Source organism: Enterobacter sp. fkY84-1, assembly GCF_052974705.1.
Genome location: NZ_CP169393.1, coordinates 737,770 through 757,361, shown reverse-complemented (window position 1 = coordinate 757,361; position 19,592 = coordinate 737,770). Strand labels below are relative to the sequence as shown.

The following is a 19,592-nucleotide window of genomic DNA, read 5'->3' as shown; positions in this document are numbered from 1 at the left end:
TTAACGTACCTTCAGCGTTGCCAGGCCAATCAGCACCAGCATCAGCGAAATAATCCAGAAGCGCACAATGACGCGCGGCTCCGGCCAGCCTTTCAGTTCATAGTGGTGGTGGATCGGCGCCATACGGAAGATGCGCTGACCGCGCAGCTTGAAGGAGCCGACCTGCAAAATCACCGACAGCGTCTCAACCACAAACACGCCGCCCATGATCACCAGCAGGAACTCCTGGCGCAGCAGCACGGCAATAATGCCCAGCGCGCCGCCCAAAGCCAGTGAACCGACGTCACCCATAAAGACCTGAGCCGGATAGGTGTTGAACCACAGGAAGCCAAGACCCGCGCCGACAATCGCCGTACAGACGATCACCAGTTCACCCGCATGACGCAGATAAGGGATGTGCAGGTAGTTCGCAAAGTTCATGTTACCGGTCGCCCACGCCACCAGCGCAAAACCGGCCGCCACGAAGACGGTAGGCATGATTGCCAGGCCATCCAGACCGTCGGTCAGGTTAACGGCGTTACCGGTGCCGACAATCACAAAGTACGCCAGCAGAATGTAGAACAGACCCAGTTGCGGCATTACGTCTTTAAAGAACGGCACGACCAGCTCGGTCGCTGGCGTGTCTTTCCCGGCAAGATACAGTGCGAAGGCCACGCCCAGCGCGATCACCGACATCCAGAAATACTTCCAGCGGGCAATCAGGCCTTTGGTATCTTTGCGGACGACTTTGCGGTAATCATCGACGAAACCGATGATCCCGTAACCCACCAGTACCGTCAGCACACACCAGACGTACGGGTTGGACGGATACGCCCACAACAGCACGGAAACGACGATGGCAGTCAGGATCATGATCCCGCCCATGGTCGGCGTACCGCGCTTGCTGAAGTGCGATTCCGGGCCGTCGTTACGCACAACCTGGCCGAAAGAGAGCTTTTGCAGACGGGCAATCATGCGCGGGCCCATCCACAACGAGATGAACAGCGCAGTCAGCAGGCTGACGATGGCGCGAAACGTCAGATATGAAAAGACGTTAAAGCCTGAGTAATATTTGACCAAATGTTCGGCCAGCCAAACTAACATGTCCCGTTCTCCTGTAATGCGTGCACAACCTCTTCCATGGCGGCACTACGTGAACCTTTCACTAACACTGTCACAATTTGTTTTTCTGTCATTAATGCCTTAAGGCGCTCAATCATCGCGGCTTTATCGGCAAAATGCTCGCCAACGCCGCTGGCCTGGCTAATCGCCTGGCTCAATTTTCCTGTGCTCAGTACACAGTCCAGCCCCGCCGCTTTCGCCGCTTCACCGACCTGGGTATGACAGGCTTCGCTTTCGTCGCCCAGTTCTGCCATGTCGCCAACCACCATGATGCGGTAGCCCGGCATTTCAGATAACACCTGCACCGCCGCCGTCATCGAGCCAACGTTCGCGTTGTAGGAATCATCCAGCAGCAGCTTGTTTTCCGAAAGCTGAATCGGGAACAGGCGTCCCGGCACGGCTTTCAGGTTCGCCAGCCCGGCTTTGATTGCCGCATGTGAAGCGCCCACCGCCGTTGCCAGCGCCGCCGCCGCAAGGGCATTGGCGATGTTATGGCGACCCGGCAGCGGCAGCAGCACCTCCACGCCACCCGTTGGGGTCGTGAGGGTGAACTCGGTGCCGTGCGACGTCACATGGATATTGGTCGCCGTAAAATCACTGTTGGCCGCATTTGGTGAGAAGCGCCAGGTTTTACGCGCACCAATGATGCTCTGCCAGTTAAGCCAGTCGTTGTTATCGGCGTTCAGAATGGCGATACCGTTATCCGGCAGGCCGGTGTAAATCTCGCCTTTCGCTTTCGCCACGCCTTCCAGCGAGCCAAAGCCTTCCAGGTGCGCAGCCGCGAGGTTATTCACCAGCGCCGCTTCCGGGCGAGTCAGGCTTACGGTCCAGGCGATTTCACCCTGGTGGTTTGCGCCTAACTCGATCACCGCATAGTCATGCTCTTTGGTCAGGCGAAGCAATGTCATCGGCACGCCGATGTCATTATTGAGGTTGCCCGCGGTAAAAAGCGTATTGCCGCACTGGCTGAGGATCGCCGCCGTCATCTCTTTCACTGACGTTTTGCCTGATGACCCTGTCAGCGCGACGACGCGAGCCGGCACCTGCTGACGAACCCAGGCAGCCAGCTCACCGAACGCGAGACGCGTATCTTTCACCACAACCTGCGGCAGATCGATATCAAGCTTGCGGCTGACCAGCAGCGCACCGGCGCCGTTCTCTTTGGCCTGCTCGGCAAAATCATGCGCGTCAAAACGCTCGCCTTTCAGCGCCACAAAGAGACAGCCAGCGGTGACTTTACGGGTGTCCGTCGTCACGGCATCAATGGTCAGGTCTTGCCCGTGCAGGTCGCCGTGCAGTACCGCTGCGGCCTGGCTTAACGAGAGGCTAATCATGCGACGACTCCCAGCAGGCGAGCTGCCGTTACGCGATCCGAGTAATCCAGACGGCGGTTGCCAACGATCTGATAATCTTCATGGCCTTTGCCCGCCAGCAGAACAACATCATTCTCCTGTGCCTGCATGATGGCGTTTGTCACGGCTTCAGCACGGCCTTCCACGACGCGCGCGCGGCCTGCGTCCAGCATACCCGCCAGAATGTCATTAATGATGGCGCGCGGCTCTTCGGTACGCGGGTTGTCATCGGTGACAACCGGAATATCCGCGAACTGTTCCGCAATCGCGCCCATCAGCGGGCGTTTGCCTTTGTCGCGATCGCCGCCGCAGCCAAACACGCACCAGAGCTTACCGGTACAGTGCAGGCGCGCCGCTTCCAGCGCTTTTTCCAGCGCATCCGGCGTGTGGGCATAATCAACCACAACGGTCGGCTTACCCGGCGCGCTAAATACTTCCATACGGCCACAAACCGGCTGCAGTCGCGCGGCGGTTTTCAGCAGTTCAGCCATCGGGTAACCCAGCGCCAGCAGCGTTGCCAGGGCCAGCAGTAGGTTGCTGACGTTAAACGCCCCCATCAGGCGGCTTTCAATTTCGCCTTCCCCCCAGGAAGAGGCAAAGCGGATGGTCGCCCCGCTGTCGTGATAATTCACCTCAACCGCCTTCAGCCAGCGGCCGTGGCAGTTCGGATTGATATGGTCTTCCATCGAGACGGCAACCGCATCTGGCAGCTTCGCCAGCCAGCGGCGGCCCACTTCGTCGTCGGCGTTGATGATGGCCTGACCGTAATGGTGAGTAGAGAACAGCAGCCATTTCGCGGCTTCGTAGTGCTCCATATCGCCATGATAATCAAGATGGTCGCGGCTCAGGTTGGTAAATACGGACGCGGCAAATTTCAGCGCCGCGACGCGGTGCTGTACCAGACCGTGCGAAGAGACCTCCATCGCGGCGAAGGTTGCGCCCTGCCCTGCCAGACCGGCAAGCACGTGCTGTACGTCAACCGCCGAGCCGGTGGTGTTTTCCGTCGGGCTCACTTTGCCCAGCAGACCGTTACCCACGGTCCCCATCACCGCACCGGTTTCACCCAGCAGCTGTGCCCACTGCGCCATCAGCTGCGTGGTGGTGGTTTTACCGTTCGTACCCGTTACGCCAACCAGACGCAGCTGGTCGGAAGGTTCGTGATAAAAACGTCCCGCCAGTGCGGAAAGACGTTCGTTTAACTGGCTGAGATAGATGACCGGCACGCCGTGCATTTCACGGATCTCACCGTCGGTTGCCTCATCTTTGGCCTCAGCAATAATGGCAGCCACACCTTGCGCAATCGCCTGCGGGATATAACGACGCCCGTCCGCCTGATGACCGACCACCGCCACAAAAAGATCGCCAGAAGCCGCTACGCGGCTGTCCAGTACCACCTCTCGCAGTGCTCGCTCCGGTGCATTTGGCACCCACGGAGCGAGAAGGTCGCGCAAATTACGATCTGCCACCTGTACCCTCGCCTTGATTAATTACAAATTCACTTTTTTCGCCCGTCGCCAGCGCATCCGGTTCAATGTTCATGGTGCGTAACACGCCGCCCATGATGGCCCCGAACACAGGCGCGGAGACGGCGCCGCCGTAGTATTTACCCGCCTGTGGATCGTTTATCACGACCACCAGCGCAAAACGCGGATTGCTTGCAGGCGCAACGCCTGCGGTATAGGCAATGTATTTGTTGATGTAGCGGCCGTCTGGCCCCACTTTTTTCGCTGTACCGGTTTTAATGGCGATACGATAGCCTTTAATCGCCGCCTTCACGCCGCCGCCGCCTGGCAGCGCCACGCTTTCCATCATGTGCACCACGGTACGAACGATAGATTCCGGGAAGATACGCTCGCCCGGGACCGGTGGATCAACTTTGGTAATCGACAGCGGGCGATAGACGCCATAGCTGCCAATCGTTGCGTAGACTCGCGCTAACTGTAACGGGGTTACCATTAGCCCGTAGCCGAAAGAGAAGGTGGCCCTCTCTATGTCAGACCACCGTTGTTTTTGAGGATATAAGCCACTGCGTTCTCCGACCAACCCCAAATTGGTCGCCTTTCCCAGTCCAAAACGTGAGTAAGTTTCTACTAACGCTGAGGACGGCATCGCTAACGCCAGCTTTGAAACACCGACGTTACTCGACTTCTGTAACACCCCGGTCAGGGTCAATTCGCTGTAGCGCGCCACGTCTTTTATCTCGTGGCCGTTAATACGGTATGGGACAGTGTTCAGGACCGTGTTTTCATTGACAATACCGCGCTGGAGCGCGGTCATCACCACCATCGGCTTCACCGTGGAGCCGGGTTCGAACACGTCGGTAATTGCCCGGTTACGCATGGCATCTTTTGCGGTGCCGGTAAAGTTGTTCGGGTTGTAGGACGGGCTGTTGGCCATCGCCAGCACTTCACCGGTGCTGACATCCACCAGCACGGCGCTGCCTGACTCCGCCTTGTTGAACGCCACCGCGTTGTTCAGCTCGCGGTAGACGAGCGCCTGCAGGCGCTCGTCGATACTCAGGGCCAGGTTATGCGCTGCCTGACTGTCCGTGGAAGAGATATCTTCGATGACGCGCCCGTAACGGTCCTTACGCACGATTCGCTCGCCCGGCTGGCCGGTGAGCCACTTATCGAAGCTTTTCTCAACGCCCTCAATCCCCTGGCTGTCGACGTTGGTAAAGCCAATGAGGTGAGCGGTTACTTCGCCGGATGGGTAGTAACGGCGGGATTCTTCACGCAGATGAATACCCGGCAGCTTCAGTTTGCGAATGTAGTCCGCCATGTCAGGGTTAACCTGACGCGCCAGATAGATAAAACGTCCTTTCGGGTTCGCGTTAACGCGGGAAGCCAGCTGATCCAGCGGCATTTTCAGCGCATCAGAGAGGGCTTTCCAGCGGTTATCAAGGGTAATGCCACCGGCGTCGTGCAGCTCTTTCGGATCGGCCCAGATCGCTTTCACCGGCACGCTCACCGCCAGCGGACGACCGGAGCGGTCGGTGATCATCCCGCGGGACGTGGAAACCTCCTGAACGCGCAGAGAGCGCATATCGCCCTGGCGTACCAGCATGTCAGGGGCGACGATTTGCAGCCAGGCCACGCGGCCCAGAAGAAAACCCAGCGCCAGTAAAATGCAGCCGCAAAGCAACGCAAAACGCCAACTGATAAAGTTGGCCTGTTCTTCCTGACGTTTTGGTTTTAGCGTTTTTGCCGCTGCTTTCATGCGTCGCGTTTTCCCTTATTTTTGTACTACGATATTTTCCTGTGAAGGATCAACATGCTGCAGCTGCAGCTTTTCCGTTGCGATCCGTTCAACCCGGCTGTGATCGCCGAGCGCATTTTCTTCAAGGATCAGATTTCGCCATTCAATATCCAGCGCATCGCGTTCCAGTACCATCTGCTCGCGTTGCGCAGTCAATAAACGTGTATGGTGGGCTGTCGTCACCACCGTTACTGCCGTGACAATGATGCAAATGAACAGACAGAGTGGCAGTTTCCCAAACCGCAAAAGATCGTCGCCGATCACGCCAGGCAAGGCATGGCGCTCGTTGCTTCCTAACGAATCCTTAACTTTGCTTAGGGTCTCTGTCACTCTGCCGATCATGCGTTCGTCCTCTCTGCAACACGCAGCACTGAACTACGGGCGCGTGGATTCTCTGCCACTTCTTCTTCGCCCGGCATCAACTTGCCTAATGCTCGCAACTGACGGCCACCCAGCTTCCTGAGTTGTTCTTCCGTCATCGGCAGCCCCGCTGGCACCTGTGGACCGCGGCTTTGTTCACGCATAAAGCGTTTAACAATACGGTCTTCCAGCGAATGGAAGCTGATGATGGATAACCGCCCACCCGGGGCAAGCACGTCGAGCGAGCTTTTTAGCGCCAGCTCTATTTCCTCCAGTTCACTGTTTACCCAGATGCGAACCGCCTGGAAGGTACGGGTCGCGGGATGTTTGTGCTTATCCTTCACCGGCGTTGCCGCCGCGATCACCTCGGCCAACTCTTTGGTGCGGGTCATCGGCTCAATGCGATTGCGCTCAACAATGGCGCGCGCAATACGTTTGCCAAAGCGCTCTTCGCCGAAGGTTTTGATGACCCATGCAATATCCGCTTCGTCAGCGGTCTGTAACCACTCGGCGGCAGACTGGCCGCGAGTCGGGTCCATACGCATGTCCAGCGGACCATCACGCATAAAGGAGAAACCGCGTTCAGCATCATCAAGTTGGGGTGAAGAGACGCCAAGATCGAGAAGAATCCCGTCGATCTTGCCCGTCAGGCCGCGCTCAGCCACATAGTCCGCGAGCGCAGAAAAAGGTCCATGCACGATGGAAAAGCGTGGGTCATTGATAGTCTGTGCAACGGCAATTGCCTGCGGATCGCGATCGATTGCCAGCAGACGCCCCTCCTCACCCAGTTGGGAGAGGATCAAACGCGAGTGACCACCGCGACCAAAAGTGCCATCAATGTAGATGCCATCCGGACGAATATTCAGGCCGTTAACGGCCTCGTCCAGTAACACCGTTTTATGTTTATAATTTTCCATCATATTTATAGAGACAAGTCCTGCAGCCGTTCCGATAATGTCGCGGAATCAGACTGCTCAGCGTCGATATCTTCCTTGACCTGTTGATACCAGGTCGTTTCATCCCACAGTTCAAATTTGTTGAACTGCCCGACCAGCATCACTTCTTTGGTCAGACCGGCATGTTGCCGTAACACAGGCGCGATCAGTAATCGCCCTGCGTTATCCATCTGACATTCACTGGCATGTCCCAATAACAACCGCTGCACGCGGCGTTCCTGCGGGTTCATGCTCGACAGTCGCGACAGCTTTTGCTCAATAATTTCCCATTCAGGCAGGGGGTAAAGCAGCAGGCAGGGGGAGTTAATGTCAATGGTGCAAACCATTTGACCCGCAGCGTTCTCAATCAGCTGGTCGCGGTATCGGGTTGGTACCGATAAACGCCCTTTACTGTCGAGATTGACTAACGTAGCTCCACGGAACATGCCAGTCTCACCCCTCCTCACCACTTTAACCCACAAATTCCCACCTAAAGGAGTTTACGGAGCGAGGGAAAAGCTTGTCAAGCCAGGACTCTCGGCATAAGGACTCGAAAGCCCTCTATTTACAGAGATAAACAGTCCTGGTTAATAACTGCACAACTGGCGAGGCAAAATTAACGTTATGAATATTTGTAAGAAAAAACCGAATATGCACACTAGCGTTAAGGCTCACTCAATATCATCGCAGATAAATATAAAGTGTCAGTTTGCGACGCGGGCAGCATTTTATGACAGATTCTCAGGGGATGACAGCGCCAGATTCACTCAGGCGAGCGGTAAGCGCAGTGGTTATCGCGTAAGCTGTCAAAGGAAGAGGAAAAAACGTCTGAATATTCATCGACCGAAGAGGGTTTGTAACAAAATAATACAAAGAGTGCCGTTTTAAATCACTGAGATGTTGTTTAAAGGGCAATTTAAAAGCCAAAATGAATAAAGAAAAATAGGCGATTATGATCTCCCAAGAATTATCCTAATTTCTCTCCGGGAATTATCTGCACGAATTATTGCAGCAAAAAGGGGCAGATTTCACCGCCCCGGTCATTTCATTTTTGGCGGCTTAAAATTCCGCGATGGTAGAGGTTACGTTTGATACGCGTCAGGCCCGGCTTCGGTTTGCGGGGTTCATCCAGACTCGCCAGCACAATCTCCAGCACGCGTTCAGCCACATCGCGATGGCGCTGTGCAACCGCCAGCACCGGGCACTGAAGGAAGTCGAGCAGCTCATTATCCCCGAACGTGGCAATCGCCAGATCGGAAGGCAGTTTACCTTCACGACGTAAGGTCACATCCATGACACCCTGCAAGAGCGCAAACGAGGTAGTGAACAGCGCCTGAGGCATCGGATGCGTTTCCAGCCATTTTTCGAATAGCTGCGCGGCGGCTTCACGTTCGTAGCTGTTGGCATAGAGGTAGTGAACCTCGCGCGGATCGTCTTTCCAGGCCGTTCTGAATCCCTGCTCGCGCAGGAAGCTCACGGAAAGTTCAGGCAGCGCGCCCAAATACAGTACCGTTTCCGCCGGGAACGTCCGCAGCTCTGCGGCCAGCATTTCGGCATCGTCCTGATCGGCACCCACCACGCTGGTGAAGTGCTCGCGATCGAGGGCACGGTCAAGCGCAACGATCGGGAACGGATCATTCGCCCAGCGCTGGTAGAAAGGATGCTCCGGCGGTAAGGAGGTCGAAACAATAATGGCATCCACCTGGCGCTGAAGCAGATGTTCAATGCAGCGCATCTCGTTATCAGGCTGGTCTTCCGAGCAGGCAATCAGCAGTTGATAGCCGCGCTGACGCGCCTGACGTTCAAGATAGTTGGCGATACGGGTATAGCTGGTGTTTTCCAGGTCCGGGATCACCAGACCAATAGAGCGGGTGCGCCCGGCGCGCAGACCGGCTGCGACAGCATTCGGATGGTAGTTATGTTCACGAACCACCGCCATAACTTTTTCAACGGTCTTGTCGCTGACACGGTACTGCTTTGCTTTACCGTTAATCACATAGCTGGCCGTTGTTCGTGACACGCCGGCTAGCCGGGCGATTTCATCCAGTTTCACAATTGCCCCTTAAAAAAAGAAAAGAGTCCATGGCCCTGTCAAGGTTATGGTTAAATCTTTTAACATCTAAACGCAGAAAAGCCTTCGCGGCAACCGCTTTTATCTGCGTTGTCGGCTGATTACGCAAAAAAAAGCCCGGCTTTGGTGACCGGGCAGAAAGAGGCGAACCTTTTTGACAACTAACGCATGATTTTCTCGCCGCGTGACAGACCCACAACCCCCGATCTCGCCACCTCGACAATTTTTGCGACATCCCGTACGGACGCCAGGAACGCATCCAGCTTGTCGCTCGTCCCGACCAGCTGAACGGTATAAAGAGAAGGCGTGACGTCGATAATCTGTCCGCGGAAAATATCCGCATTGCGTTTGACTTCTTCACGCCCGTAGCCGCTGGCCTGAATTTTCACCAGCATGACCTCACGTTCAACGTAGGCCCCTTGCCCCAGCTCGCTCACGCGCAGCACGTCGACCAGCTTATGCAGCTGTTTCTCAATCTGTTCAAGCACCTTAGCGTCGCCGACGGTTTGGATCGTCATGCGCGACAGCGTTGGGTCTTCCGTCGGGGCGACGGTCAGGCTTTCAATGTTATAGCCGCGCTGCGCAAAAAGGCCAATGACGCGCGACAGTGCGCCAGACTCGTTTTCCAGTAAAACTGATAATATCCGGCGCATATCAGGTTCTCTCCGTTTTGCTTAACCACATTTCATCCATACCACCACCCCGAATATGCATCGGATAGACGTGCTCGGTTCCATCAACAATCACATCCATAAAGACGAGGCGGTTGTTTTTAACGTGCTCAAGCGCTTGTGCGAGCTTCGTTTCCAGCTCGGCCGGATCGGTTACCCGCATGCCAACATGGCCGTAAGCTTCAGCAAGACGAACAAAATCCGGCAGCGATTTCATGTATGACTGTGAGTGACGGCCAGAATAAATCATATCCTGCCACTGCTTCACCATGCCGAGGTAGCCGTTATTCAGGTTCAGCACGAGAACCGGCAGTTCATACTGCAGCGCGGTAGACAGTTCCTGAATGTTCATCTGGATACTTCCGTCTCCGGTCACGCAGACGACGGTTTCATCCGGCAGCGCCAGCTTCACGCCCAGCGCGGCAGGCAGACCAAAGCCCATGGTGCCTAAGCCACCCGAGTTGATCCAGTGTCGCGGTTTATCAAACGGATAATACAGGGCAGCAAACATCTGGTGCTGGCCCACGTCTGAGGTCACATACGCTTCACCTTTCGTCAGTCGCCACACCGCTTCGATGACCGCCTGCGGCTTAATGTTTTCGCTCTGCGTGTCATATTTCAGGCACTGACGCGCGCGCCACTGTTCAATCTGCTGCCACCAGTCGCGGATCTCATCCAGCGGCTGGGTCGCTTTCTCCTGGGCCAGCAGCTCCAGCATCTGTTCCAGAACCTGACGGGCATCACCGACGATCGGCACATCAGCCGACACCGTTTTAGATATTGACGTCGGATCGATATCAATATGCAGCACGGTGGCATTCGGGCAATATTTCGCCAGGTTGTTGGTGGTACGATCGTCAAAACGCACACCGACGGCAAAGATCACATCGGAGTGATGCATCGTCATGTTGGCTTCATAGGTACCGTGCATACCCAGCATACCCAGCGCCTGGCGGTGGGTGGCGGGAAACGCCCCCAGCCCCATCAGCGACGACGCAACAGGAAGGTTGAGTTTTTCAATCAGTTCACGAAGCTGGGCTTCACAGGCTGCGTTGATCGCTCCGCCCCCGACATAGACGACCGGTTTTTTGGCTGCCAGAAGCGTTTGCAACGCCCGCTTGATCTGACCTTTATGCCCCTGCGTTGTCGGGTTGTAAGAACGCATGCTCACCGATTCCGGCCAGACGTAAGGCAGCTTGTTTGCCGGGTTCAGAATGTCTTTAGGCAGATCGACCACCACCGGTCCCGGGCGTCCGCTTGCCGCCAGCCAGAAGGCTTTTTTCAGTACGCCGGGAATATCTTCGGTTTGCTTAACCAGGAAGCTGTGCTTCACCACGGGACGCGAAATCCCGACCATGTCGCACTCCTGAAAAGCATCGTAGCCAATCAGCGAGGTGGCTACCTGCCCGGAGAGGATCACCAGCGGGATAGAGTCCATATACGCCGTCGCAATGCCGGTAATGGCGTTTGTCGCGCCGGGGCCGGACGTGACCAGGACCACGCCCACTTCACCCGTCGCACGCGCCAGGCCGTCGGCCATGTGTACGGCCGCCTGCTCGTGACGTACCAGAACATGGTCAATGCCCCCTACCGTATGGAGGGCATCATAAATATCGAGGACCGCGCCGCCAGGGTAGCCGAAAACTTGCTTTACGCCCTGATCGATCAGCGACCGGACGACCATTTCCGCGCCAGACAACATCTCCATGCTTTGCCTCCAGGCATTTTGTTATAGACGGACTGCCGAATTCATTTCCGCACCGTCTTACGATTGGGATGAACCAATCTTATATTTTGCAGAGTGTTCTTTACCTTAACCGCTCGTTATGAGGCAGGCAATTAGCAAACCCGGGGAGATAAACGGTGCGTAAAGCAGAAAACGCAGCCGTTAACAGAAGATATGGTTAATTCCTCTGAGAATAGAGGACGGTGTGATAAATCATCGCTGAAAAGCAGGACAATGCAGGAAATCATCTATTTTTGCGTGCCGAAGAGCCGCCCGAAAAAAAGACTCACAGAACAAAATAGCAACTATCCAAAAAAACGCAGGATAAATCACATGATCCGATGCGATTTATCCCGATACGTTTACCGGCGACAGATACCAACCAGCAACTCTTCCATCCACTGGTGTCCTTTATCCCGTCCGGCCGCTTCATGCCAGGAGAGATAACAGGTTCGGCTATTTAACTTAAGCGGCAATGGCAAAATTTGCAGATTTAATGGGTCAGAAAACTCTTCTGCCAGCCAGCGCGGTGCAATCGCCACCAGCTGTGTCTGGGAGACCACGTTTAATACGCTGACCATAGCCATGCCCTGATAAGCCACGCAAGCCTGTTTATCCGCAGTGTCATACCACGGCAGGCTAAAGGAAGCATATCTGTCGAGAGCAACAACGGCGTGCTGTTCGTTATAAACATCGTGTTCTCGCAGCGGAGAATTCAGACGTGGGTGTTTTTTACTGGCGACAAGAACCATTTCATCTTTAAAGAGCGGCACGCAGGAAAATTCCGGACGGCGGAACTCTTCATACCCCAGAACGAATTCGATCTCCTGATAGCGTAACTGATGTTCCGTGTTTTGATTCAGGGATGATTTAAAAACCAGATTGATATTTGGTGCGATCTCTTCAACTTTATTATAAATAATCGACGTTAAATAATTATCTAATGGACTGCAGACACAAAGATGGAATACGCGCTCGCTGCTCAAGGGTTCAAAGCCCGATCCCGGCAGCTCATTTTGCACCAACTGCAACGCCTGGCGGATGGAACCGAACAGCTGGAATGCGCGTGCCGTAGGCTGGATCCCCCTCCCGTAACGAACGAATAATTCGTCGTTAAACATGAGCTTGAGTCTGGCAACGGCATTACTCACAGCAGGTTGCGACATCCCCAACGCCTGGGCGGCGCGGGTGATATTCTGTTCCTGCATGACCGCATCAAACACCGTCAGAAGATTAAGATCCACCGTGCGTAACTGCGGTTTAATCCCATCAGTAGCTTGAGGTTGTTTAATATTATTTTCTGGCACTTCGGACTCCACTGTCACGCTAAACTCCCTTTGCCAACGTACGCTAATCATCTCGAAAAATATGATTTATCATGCAAATACGATCAGCGAAAGAGAATTATTTAAAATTCAGAATATATAAAGATGCTATATAAACGAAAAGAAAATAGCGCAAATGATATGTTTGACTTTAGGATTGAAATGAAACCATAAACCAAACAAATACACAATGACCGCCAGGTTAATGATGACTTAAGTATTATTAAACTGTTATCGCCACCGCTCTGCAGTTAGTTAATAACATGTTATCTCTTTTCGTTTTTCAGCGAAGCGCAATAGATTCACCATAATTATAAATTAATGATATTAAAACCCTTTACGTACAGAACATTCTCAGTAACGCGCGTCACTCATTTGAAACAATTATATTTATTTGTTTCTGCAACTGTTTTCTTCAGTCCAAAATTAGACAATTAGTCGGGTCGTAAAAGCCAAAACCAGCACAATTAGCTAAAGTAATTATCCTGCTGATTACGCCCGTCGGGCCCGTTTTTATCATCAGGGGTTGACATCAACTGGCGTATCCAGTACCACTAAAAGCATATTGAATTTAACGGAGCACGATTCATGATTCGCACCATTCGTTTCACCGGTCTACTACTACTAAACGCATCCACTGTGCGCGGTAGACTGGCGGGCGAAATTCAGCGTTGAATCGTCACCAGTAAGACTAAAAACCCGCGCCACTGCGCGGGTTTTTTTATGCTCGTAGCAAGGCGCCCTAAGACTGACAAGGACCTAACCCATGAGCCAGCAAGTCATTATTTTCGATACTACTTTACGTGACGGTGAACAGGCATTACAGGCAAGCCTGAGTGTAAAAGAGAAACTGCAGATCGCGCTGGCTCTCGAACGTATGGGTGTCGACGTGATGGAGGTGGGTTTCCCGGTCTCGTCTCCGGGTGATTTCGAATCCGTCCAGACTATCGCCCGCACCATTAAAAACAGCCGCGTGTGCGGTCTGGCACGCTGTGTTGAAAAAGATATCGACGTCGCGGCTGAGTCGCTGAAAGTGGCCGAAGCGTTCCGTATTCACACCTTTATTGCCACCTCACCTATGCACATCGCCACCAAGCTGCGCAGTACGCTGGATGAGGTGATTGAGCGCGCGGTATATATGGTGAAACGCGCACGCAACTACACCGATGACGTTGAATTCTCCTGTGAAGATGCGGGCCGCACGCCAATTGAAGATCTGGCCCGTGTGGTGGAAGCCGCCATCAATGCCGGTGCCAAAACCATCAACATTCCGGACACTGTCGGCTACACCATGCCGTTTGAGTTCGCCAATATCATCACCGGCCTGTATGACCGCGTACCGAACATTGATAAAGCGATTATCTCCGTCCACACCCACGATGATTTGGGTCTGGCCGTGGGCAATGCCATCGCAGCCGTCCACGCTGGCGCGCGTCAGGTAGAAGGCGCGATGAACGGTATCGGTGAACGCGCGGGCAACTGCTCGCTGGAAGAAGTGATCATGGCGATCAAAGTGCGCAAAGACATCATGGATGTGCACACCCGCATCAATCACAACGAGATCTGGCGCACCAGCCAGACCGTCAGCCAGATTTGCAACATGCCGATTCCGGCCAACAAAGCGATCGTCGGCACGGGTGCCTTCGCGCACTCCTCCGGTATTCACCAGGATGGCGTGCTGAAGAACCGTGAAAACTACGAAATTATGACCCCGGAATCCATTGGCCTGAATCAGGTCCAGTTGAACCTGACCTCGCGTTCCGGCCGTGCGGCGGTGAAGCACCGCATGGAAGAGATGGGTTATAAGGACAGCGATTACAACATGGATCAGCTGTACGACGCTTTCCTGAAGCTGGCCGATAAAAAAGGTCAGGTGTTCGACTACGACCTGGAAGCGCTGGCCTTTATTAACAAGCAGCAGGAAGAGCCAGAGCACTTCCGTCTGGATTACTTCAACGTGCAGTCCGGCTCCAGCGACATCGCCACTGCCTCTGTCAAGCTGGCCTGCGGTGATGAAATTAAGGCCGAAGCGGCGAACGGAAACGGCCCTGTGGATGCCATTTATCAGGCGATCAACCGCGTCACCGAGTACGACGTTGAGCTGGTGAAATATGACCTGACGGCCAAAGGCCACGGCAAAGATGCGCTGGGCCAGGTCGACATTGTTGTGACCCACAATGGCCGCCGTTTCCATGGCGTGGGCCTGGCGACCGATATCGTTGAATCCTCCGCGAAAGCGATGGTGCATGTGCTGAACAACATCTGGCGCGCCGCCGAAGTCGAAAAAGAGTTGCAACGCAAAGCTCAGAATAAAGAGAACAACAAGGAAACCGTGTAATGTCGAAGAATTACCATATTGCTGTGTTACCGGGCGACGGTATTGGCCCGGAAGTGATGGCACAGGCGCTGAAAGTACTGGAAGCCGTTCGCGCGCGTTTTGCGATGAAAATCACCACCAGCCACTACGATGTGGGCGGTATTGCGATTGATAACCACGGTACGCCACTGCCGAAAGCGACCGTGGAAGGCTGTGAAAATGCCGATGCCGTGCTGTTTGGTTCCGTCGGTGGCCCGAAGTGGGAACACCTGCCGCCTGCAGAGCAGCCAGAGCGCGGCGCGCTCCTGCCGCTGCGTAAACATTTCAAGCTGTTCAGCAACCTGCGTCCGGCGAAGCTGTATCAGGGCCTGGAAGAGTTCTGCCCGCTGCGCGCGGATATCGCCGCCAACGGCTTCGACATTCTGTGCGTGCGTGAACTGACCGGCGGGATCTATTTCGGTCAGCCAAAAGGGCGCGAAGGCAGCGGCCAGCATGAGAAGGCGTTCGACACCGAGGTGTATCACCGCTTCGAAATTGAACGTATCGCCCATATCGCCTTTGAGTCAGCGCGCAAGCGCCGCCATAAAGTGACCTCCATTGATAAAGCGAACGTGCTGCAGTCTTCCATCTTGTGGCGCGAGATCGTCAGCGAAGTCGCGAAGCAGTACCCGGACGTTGAGCTGTCGCACATGTACATCGACAACGCGACCATGCAGCTGATTAAAGATCCGTCCCAGTTTGACGTGCTGCTGTGCTCCAACCTGTTCGGCGACATTTTGTCAGACGAGTGCGCGATGATCACCGGCTCTATGGGCATGCTGCCATCCGCCAGCCTGAATGAAGAAGGTTTTGGCCTGTACGAGCCGGCAGGCGGTTCCGCGCCGGATATTGCGGGCAAAAACATCGCTAACCCGATTGCGCAGATCCTCTCTCTGGCCCTGCTGCTGCGCTACAGCCTGGATGCAGGCGATGCAGCAACCGCAATTGAAAATGCCATTAACCGGGCGTTAGAAGAAGGCGTTCGTACCGGTGATTTATCACGCGGCGCGGCGGCAGTCAGTACCGATGAAATGGGCGACATTATTGCCCGCTATGTCGCTGAAGGGGTGTAATCATGGCCAAAACGTTATACGAAAAATTGTTTGATGCGCACGTTGTCTACGAGGCACCAAACGAAACCCCACTGCTGTACATTGACCGTCATCTGGTACACGAAGTGACCTCTCCTCAGGCATTTGACGGCCTGCGCGCGCACAAGCGCCCGGTACGTCAGCCGGGTAAAACCTTCGCGACGATGGATCACAACGTTTCCACCCAGACCAAAGACATTAATGCCTCGGGTGAGATGGCGCGTATCCAGATGCAGGAGCTGATCAAGAACTGCAACGAATTTGGCGTTGAGCTGTACGATCTGAACCACCCCTATCAGGGCATTGTTCACGTGATGGGGCCAGAGCAGGGAATTACCCTGCCGGGCATGACCATCGTCTGCGGCGACTCCCATACCGCAACCCACGGCGCGTTTGGCGCCCTGGCGTTCGGGATTGGCACGTCTGAAGTTGAACACGTGCTGGCGACGCAGACCCTGAAGCAGGGCCGCGCCAAAACGATGAAGATTGAAGTGAAGGGCAAGGCGGCACCTGGCATTACCGCGAAAGACATCGTGCTGGCGATCATCGGTAAAACCGGCAGCGCAGGCGGTACCGGCCACGTCGTTGAATTCTGCGGCGACGCGATTCAGGCGCTGAGCATGGAGGGTCGCATGACCCTTTGCAATATGGCCATTGAGATGGGTGCCAAAGCCGGTCTGGTCGCGCCAGATGAAACGACCTTCAACTATGTGAAGGGCCGTCTGCACGCGCCGAAAGGCCAGGATTTTGACGACGCGGTAGCGTACTGGAAAACCCTGAAAACCGACGACGGGGCAACGTTTGATACCGTTGTCACGCTGCAGGCAGAAGAGATTGCCCCTCAGGTGACCTGGGGAACCAACCCGGGCCAGGTAATTTCCGTCAACGACGCCATTCCCGATCCGGCCTCCTTCGCCGATCCGGTCGAGCGCGCCAGTGCGGAAAAAGCGCTGGCCTATATGGGGCTGAAACCCGGCGTACCGTTGACCGACGTGACCATTGATAAGGTCTTTATCGGCTCCTGCACCAACTCCCGTATCGAAGATTTGCGTGCGGCGGCAGAGATTGCCAAAGGCCGTAAAGTCGCACCGGGCGTGCAGGCGCTGGTGGTTCCAGGCTCCGGTCCGGTGAAAGCCCAGGCGGAAGCCGAAGGTCTGGATAAGATCTTTATCGAAGCAGGCTTCGAGTGGCGCCTGCCTGGCTGCTCCATGTGCCTGGCCATGAACAACGATCGCCTGAATCCGGGTGAGCGCTGTGCCTCCACCAGCAACCGTAACTTTGAAGGCCGTCAGGGCCGCGGTGGGCGCACCCATCTGGTCAGCCCGGCAATGGCCGCCGCTGCGGCAGTCACCGGCCATTTCGCCGACATTCGCAGCCTGAAATAAGGAGACAATCATGGCAGAGAAATTTACCCAACATACGGGCCGTGTTGTCCCGCTGGACGCCGCTAACGTTGATACGGACGCGATCATTCCTAAGCAGTTTTTGCAGAAGGTGACCCGCACCGGCTTTGGCGCGCACCTGTTCAACGACTGGCGTTTCCTGGACGATAAAGGCGAGGTGCCTAATCCGGAATTCGTTCTGAACTTCCCGGAATACAAAGGCGCAACCATCCTGCTGGCGCGGGAAAACTTTGGCTGCGGCTCGTCGCGTGAACACGCCCCCTGGGCGTTGACAGACTACGGCTTTAAGGTGGTCATTGCCCCCAGCTTCGCGGATATCTTTTACGGCAACAGCTTCAACAACCAGCTGCTGCCGGTGACGCTGAGCGACGAACAGGTCGATGAATTGTTCGCGCTGGTTAAGGCAAATCCGGGCATGTCGTTTGAAGTGGATCTGGAAGCGGAAGTGGTGAAAGCCGGGGATAAAACCTACAGCTTCAGCATTGATGCGTTCCGCCGCCACTGCATGCTGAACGGTCTGGACAGCATTGGTTTGACGCTCCAGCACGAAGACGCCATCTCCGCGTACGAGAAAAAACAGCCTGCGTTTATGGGCTAAAGACAATGGCCCGCAAAAAGCGGGCCATTGATTTGTTTCGTGAAGCCGCCTTCCAGAATCAGACATCCTTAACCCGGCAAGTCAGCCCAAGCGTAACCACCGAAATCGCCGCAATCATCCAGTAAACTGAGCCATGCCCGTAACTTTGCGCCAGCGCCCCCTGAATCACGCCTGCCAGAATCACTCCGGTTGAAATACTGTTGGTAAAAAGCGTGGTCGCCGAGCCGGCACGACCGGGCATGAGATCCTGAAACCATAGCATGCCGATCCCGGCAACAATCCCGATAAACACGGCGTTAAACAGCTGCAGCGCCAGCAGCGCTTCGCGCGAATGGAAAAGAATCAGCCCCGCGTAGAACAGCACCCCGGCCGCCACGGCGACGATCATCATCCGACGCTTTCCAAAGCGCTTAACGTAGTAACCCGCCAGAATCATCGCCGGAATTTCCAGACCGGCAGCGGTCCCCATTAAGATCCCCGCAAGCTTGTCCGGTAAACCCAGATCGCTGCTGATCCACAGCGGCATGTCGATGATGTACATGGTGTTGCAGGTCCACATCAGCGTGGAGGCAATAAACAGCATGCGGACGTTTTTGTCCTGCCAGCCGCTCACCTGGGTGAGCGGTTTATCCGCTGTCTGTTCGACGCGCGCCACGGACGGCAGCGCAAAGGCTATCAGCGCCAGGCTGATGACAAAAATCCCGGCGGCGATGGAGAACATCGCGGTAAAGCCGTAGTTCAACGCCAGCATGAAGGCCAGCGGCGGGCCAATGACCCACGCCAGCGAGAGCTGGGCACGCATCACCGAGCTGAACATCACCACTTCCCGCGCCGAGCTATCCGCATATTCCCGGGCCAGCGCGAACAGCTGCGGCATGGCGGTGTTCGCCAGCGACGCCAGCAGCACGCCGCAGGTAATGAGCGTCAGGTAATGGCGGTTAAAGGCAAAGAGCAGCGCGTTGCCCACGGCCATGGCGCAGCAAAAGAGGATCAGCCTGCGGCGATCGCCCTGGCTGTCCGATCGTTTCGCCAGCGCGAGGCTGACCAGGATCCCGGCAATCGCGTTGACGGTATAAAACAGCCCCACCCAGAACGGCTGTGCCCCCACCTCGCGGCTGAGAAACAGGCTCAGCGTCGGCGCCTGCAGCGCTCCCGCCACGCCCATCATAAAGGCCACCAGCATAAAAGCGGCATACACGCCGTTCAGGCGTCGCCCCATCGTCATCAACCACAGCATGCGCAAGTCCTTGTGAAAGCGAATCGAAATTGGGTGAAAGAATAAACGAAAAAAGCCAGCAAAAACATTTTGCTGGCGGGTGATTAGCACCAATACTCAGTCACACAT

The 19,592-nt window shown here is 55.2% G+C and carries 17 protein-coding genes; 5 read left to right on the top strand and 12 right to left on the bottom strand.

Going from position 1 to position 19,592, the window contains the following annotated elements:
- From mraY to leuO, 11 genes are all read right to left on the bottom strand, one after another.
- Window positions 1-1,083 (bottom strand): phospho-N-acetylmuramoyl-pentapeptide-transferase, encoded by a 1,083-nt coding sequence (gene mraY, locus ACEPLT_RS03550; protein WP_008501985.1) that lies wholly within the window; start codon window positions 1,081-1,083, stop codon window positions 1-3.
- On the bottom strand, window positions 1,077-2,435 hold the full coding sequence (gene murF, locus ACEPLT_RS03545; RefSeq protein ID WP_047747742.1) for a UDP-N-acetylmuramoyl-tripeptide--D-alanyl-D-alanine ligase: 1,359 nt from the start codon (window positions 2,433-2,435) through the stop codon (window positions 1,077-1,079). The genes mraY and murF overlap by 7 nt, the downstream gene beginning before the upstream one ends.
- Window positions 2,432-3,919, bottom strand: a complete 1,488-nt coding sequence (gene murE / locus ACEPLT_RS03540; protein ID WP_232928469.1) for a UDP-N-acetylmuramoyl-L-alanyl-D-glutamate--2,6-diaminopimelate ligase — start codon at window positions 3,917-3,919, stop codon at window positions 2,432-2,434. The genes murF and murE overlap by 4 nt, the downstream gene beginning before the upstream one ends.
- On the bottom strand, window positions 3,906-5,672 hold the full coding sequence (locus ACEPLT_RS03535; protein WP_008501988.1) for a peptidoglycan glycosyltransferase FtsI: 1,767 nt from the start codon (window positions 5,670-5,672) through the stop codon (window positions 3,906-3,908). The genes murE and ACEPLT_RS03535 overlap by 14 nt, the downstream gene beginning before the upstream one ends.
- 15 nt (window positions 5,673-5,687) lie before the next feature.
- Window positions 5,688-6,053: a cell division protein FtsL gene (gene ftsL / locus ACEPLT_RS03530; protein WP_008501989.1), complete on the bottom strand. Its 366-nt coding sequence runs from the start codon at window positions 6,051-6,053 to the stop codon at window positions 5,688-5,690.
- Entirely contained in the window at window positions 6,050-6,991 is a 942-nt protein-coding gene (gene rsmH, locus ACEPLT_RS03525) for a 16S rRNA (cytosine(1402)-N(4))-methyltransferase RsmH (RefSeq protein ID WP_021240527.1), read from the bottom strand. The genes ftsL and rsmH overlap by 4 nt, the downstream gene beginning before the upstream one ends.
- Before the next feature lie 2 nt (window positions 6,992-6,993).
- Entirely contained in the window at window positions 6,994-7,452 is a 459-nt protein-coding gene (gene mraZ, locus ACEPLT_RS03520; RefSeq protein ID WP_021240528.1) for a division/cell wall cluster transcriptional repressor MraZ, read from the bottom strand.
- Window positions 7,453-8,051: 599 nt separating this feature from the next.
- Window positions 8,052-9,059 (bottom strand): catabolite repressor/activator, encoded by a 1,008-nt coding sequence (gene cra, locus ACEPLT_RS03515; RefSeq protein ID WP_008501993.1) that lies wholly within the window; start codon window positions 9,057-9,059, stop codon window positions 8,052-8,054.
- Between the two features lie 179 nt (window positions 9,060-9,238).
- The gene (ilvN, locus tag ACEPLT_RS03510; protein ID WP_008501994.1) at window positions 9,239-9,730 is read right to left on the bottom strand and encodes an acetolactate synthase small subunit; all 492 of its coding nucleotides are present in this window, start codon (window positions 9,728-9,730) and stop codon (window positions 9,239-9,241) included.
- A 1-nt stretch (window position 9,731) separates the two neighbouring features.
- Window positions 9,732-11,456 carry an acetolactate synthase 3 large subunit gene (ilvI, locus tag ACEPLT_RS03505; protein WP_008501995.1) on the bottom strand — a complete coding sequence of 575 codons (1,725 nt, stop codon included), beginning with the start codon at window positions 11,454-11,456 and terminating at the stop codon, window positions 9,732-9,734.
- Between the two features lie 380 nt (window positions 11,457-11,836).
- Entirely contained in the window at window positions 11,837-12,781 is a 945-nt protein-coding gene (gene leuO, locus ACEPLT_RS03500; RefSeq protein WP_025912169.1) for a transcriptional regulator LeuO, read from the bottom strand.
- A gap of 606 nt (window positions 12,782-13,387) precedes the next feature.
- On the opposite strand from leuO, the gene leuL reads away from it, so the two are divergent.
- From leuL to leuD, 5 genes are all read left to right on the top strand, one after another.
- On the top strand, window positions 13,388-13,474 hold the full coding sequence (gene leuL, locus ACEPLT_RS03495; RefSeq protein WP_071530973.1) for a leu operon leader peptide: 87 nt from the start codon (window positions 13,388-13,390) through the stop codon (window positions 13,472-13,474).
- 91 nt (window positions 13,475-13,565) lie between these two features.
- The gene (gene leuA, locus ACEPLT_RS03490; RefSeq protein WP_021240530.1) at window positions 13,566-15,137 is read left to right on the top strand and encodes a 2-isopropylmalate synthase; all 1,572 of its coding nucleotides are present in this window, start codon (window positions 13,566-13,568) and stop codon (window positions 15,135-15,137) included.
- Window positions 15,137-16,228, top strand: a complete 1,092-nt coding sequence (gene leuB, locus ACEPLT_RS03485; protein WP_021240531.1) for a 3-isopropylmalate dehydrogenase — start codon at window positions 15,137-15,139, stop codon at window positions 16,226-16,228. The genes leuA and leuB overlap by 1 nt, the downstream gene beginning before the upstream one ends.
- 2 nt (window positions 16,229-16,230) lie before the next feature.
- Window positions 16,231-17,631, top strand: coding sequence for a 3-isopropylmalate dehydratase large subunit (gene leuC / locus ACEPLT_RS03480; protein WP_008501999.1), 1,401 nt, complete (start codon window positions 16,231-16,233; stop codon window positions 17,629-17,631).
- A gap of 10 nt (window positions 17,632-17,641) precedes the next feature.
- Entirely contained in the window at window positions 17,642-18,247 is a 606-nt protein-coding gene (gene leuD / locus ACEPLT_RS03475) for a 3-isopropylmalate dehydratase small subunit (RefSeq protein WP_021240533.1), read from the top strand.
- Window positions 18,248-18,305: 58 nt separating this feature from the next.
- On the opposite strand, the gene ACEPLT_RS03470 is transcribed toward leuD, so the two are convergent.
- Window positions 18,306-19,484 carry a sugar efflux transporter gene (locus ACEPLT_RS03470; RefSeq protein ID WP_008502001.1) on the bottom strand — a complete coding sequence of 393 codons (1,179 nt, stop codon included), beginning with the start codon at window positions 19,482-19,484 and terminating at the stop codon, window positions 18,306-18,308.
- Window positions 19,485-19,592: the final 108 nt, after the last annotated feature.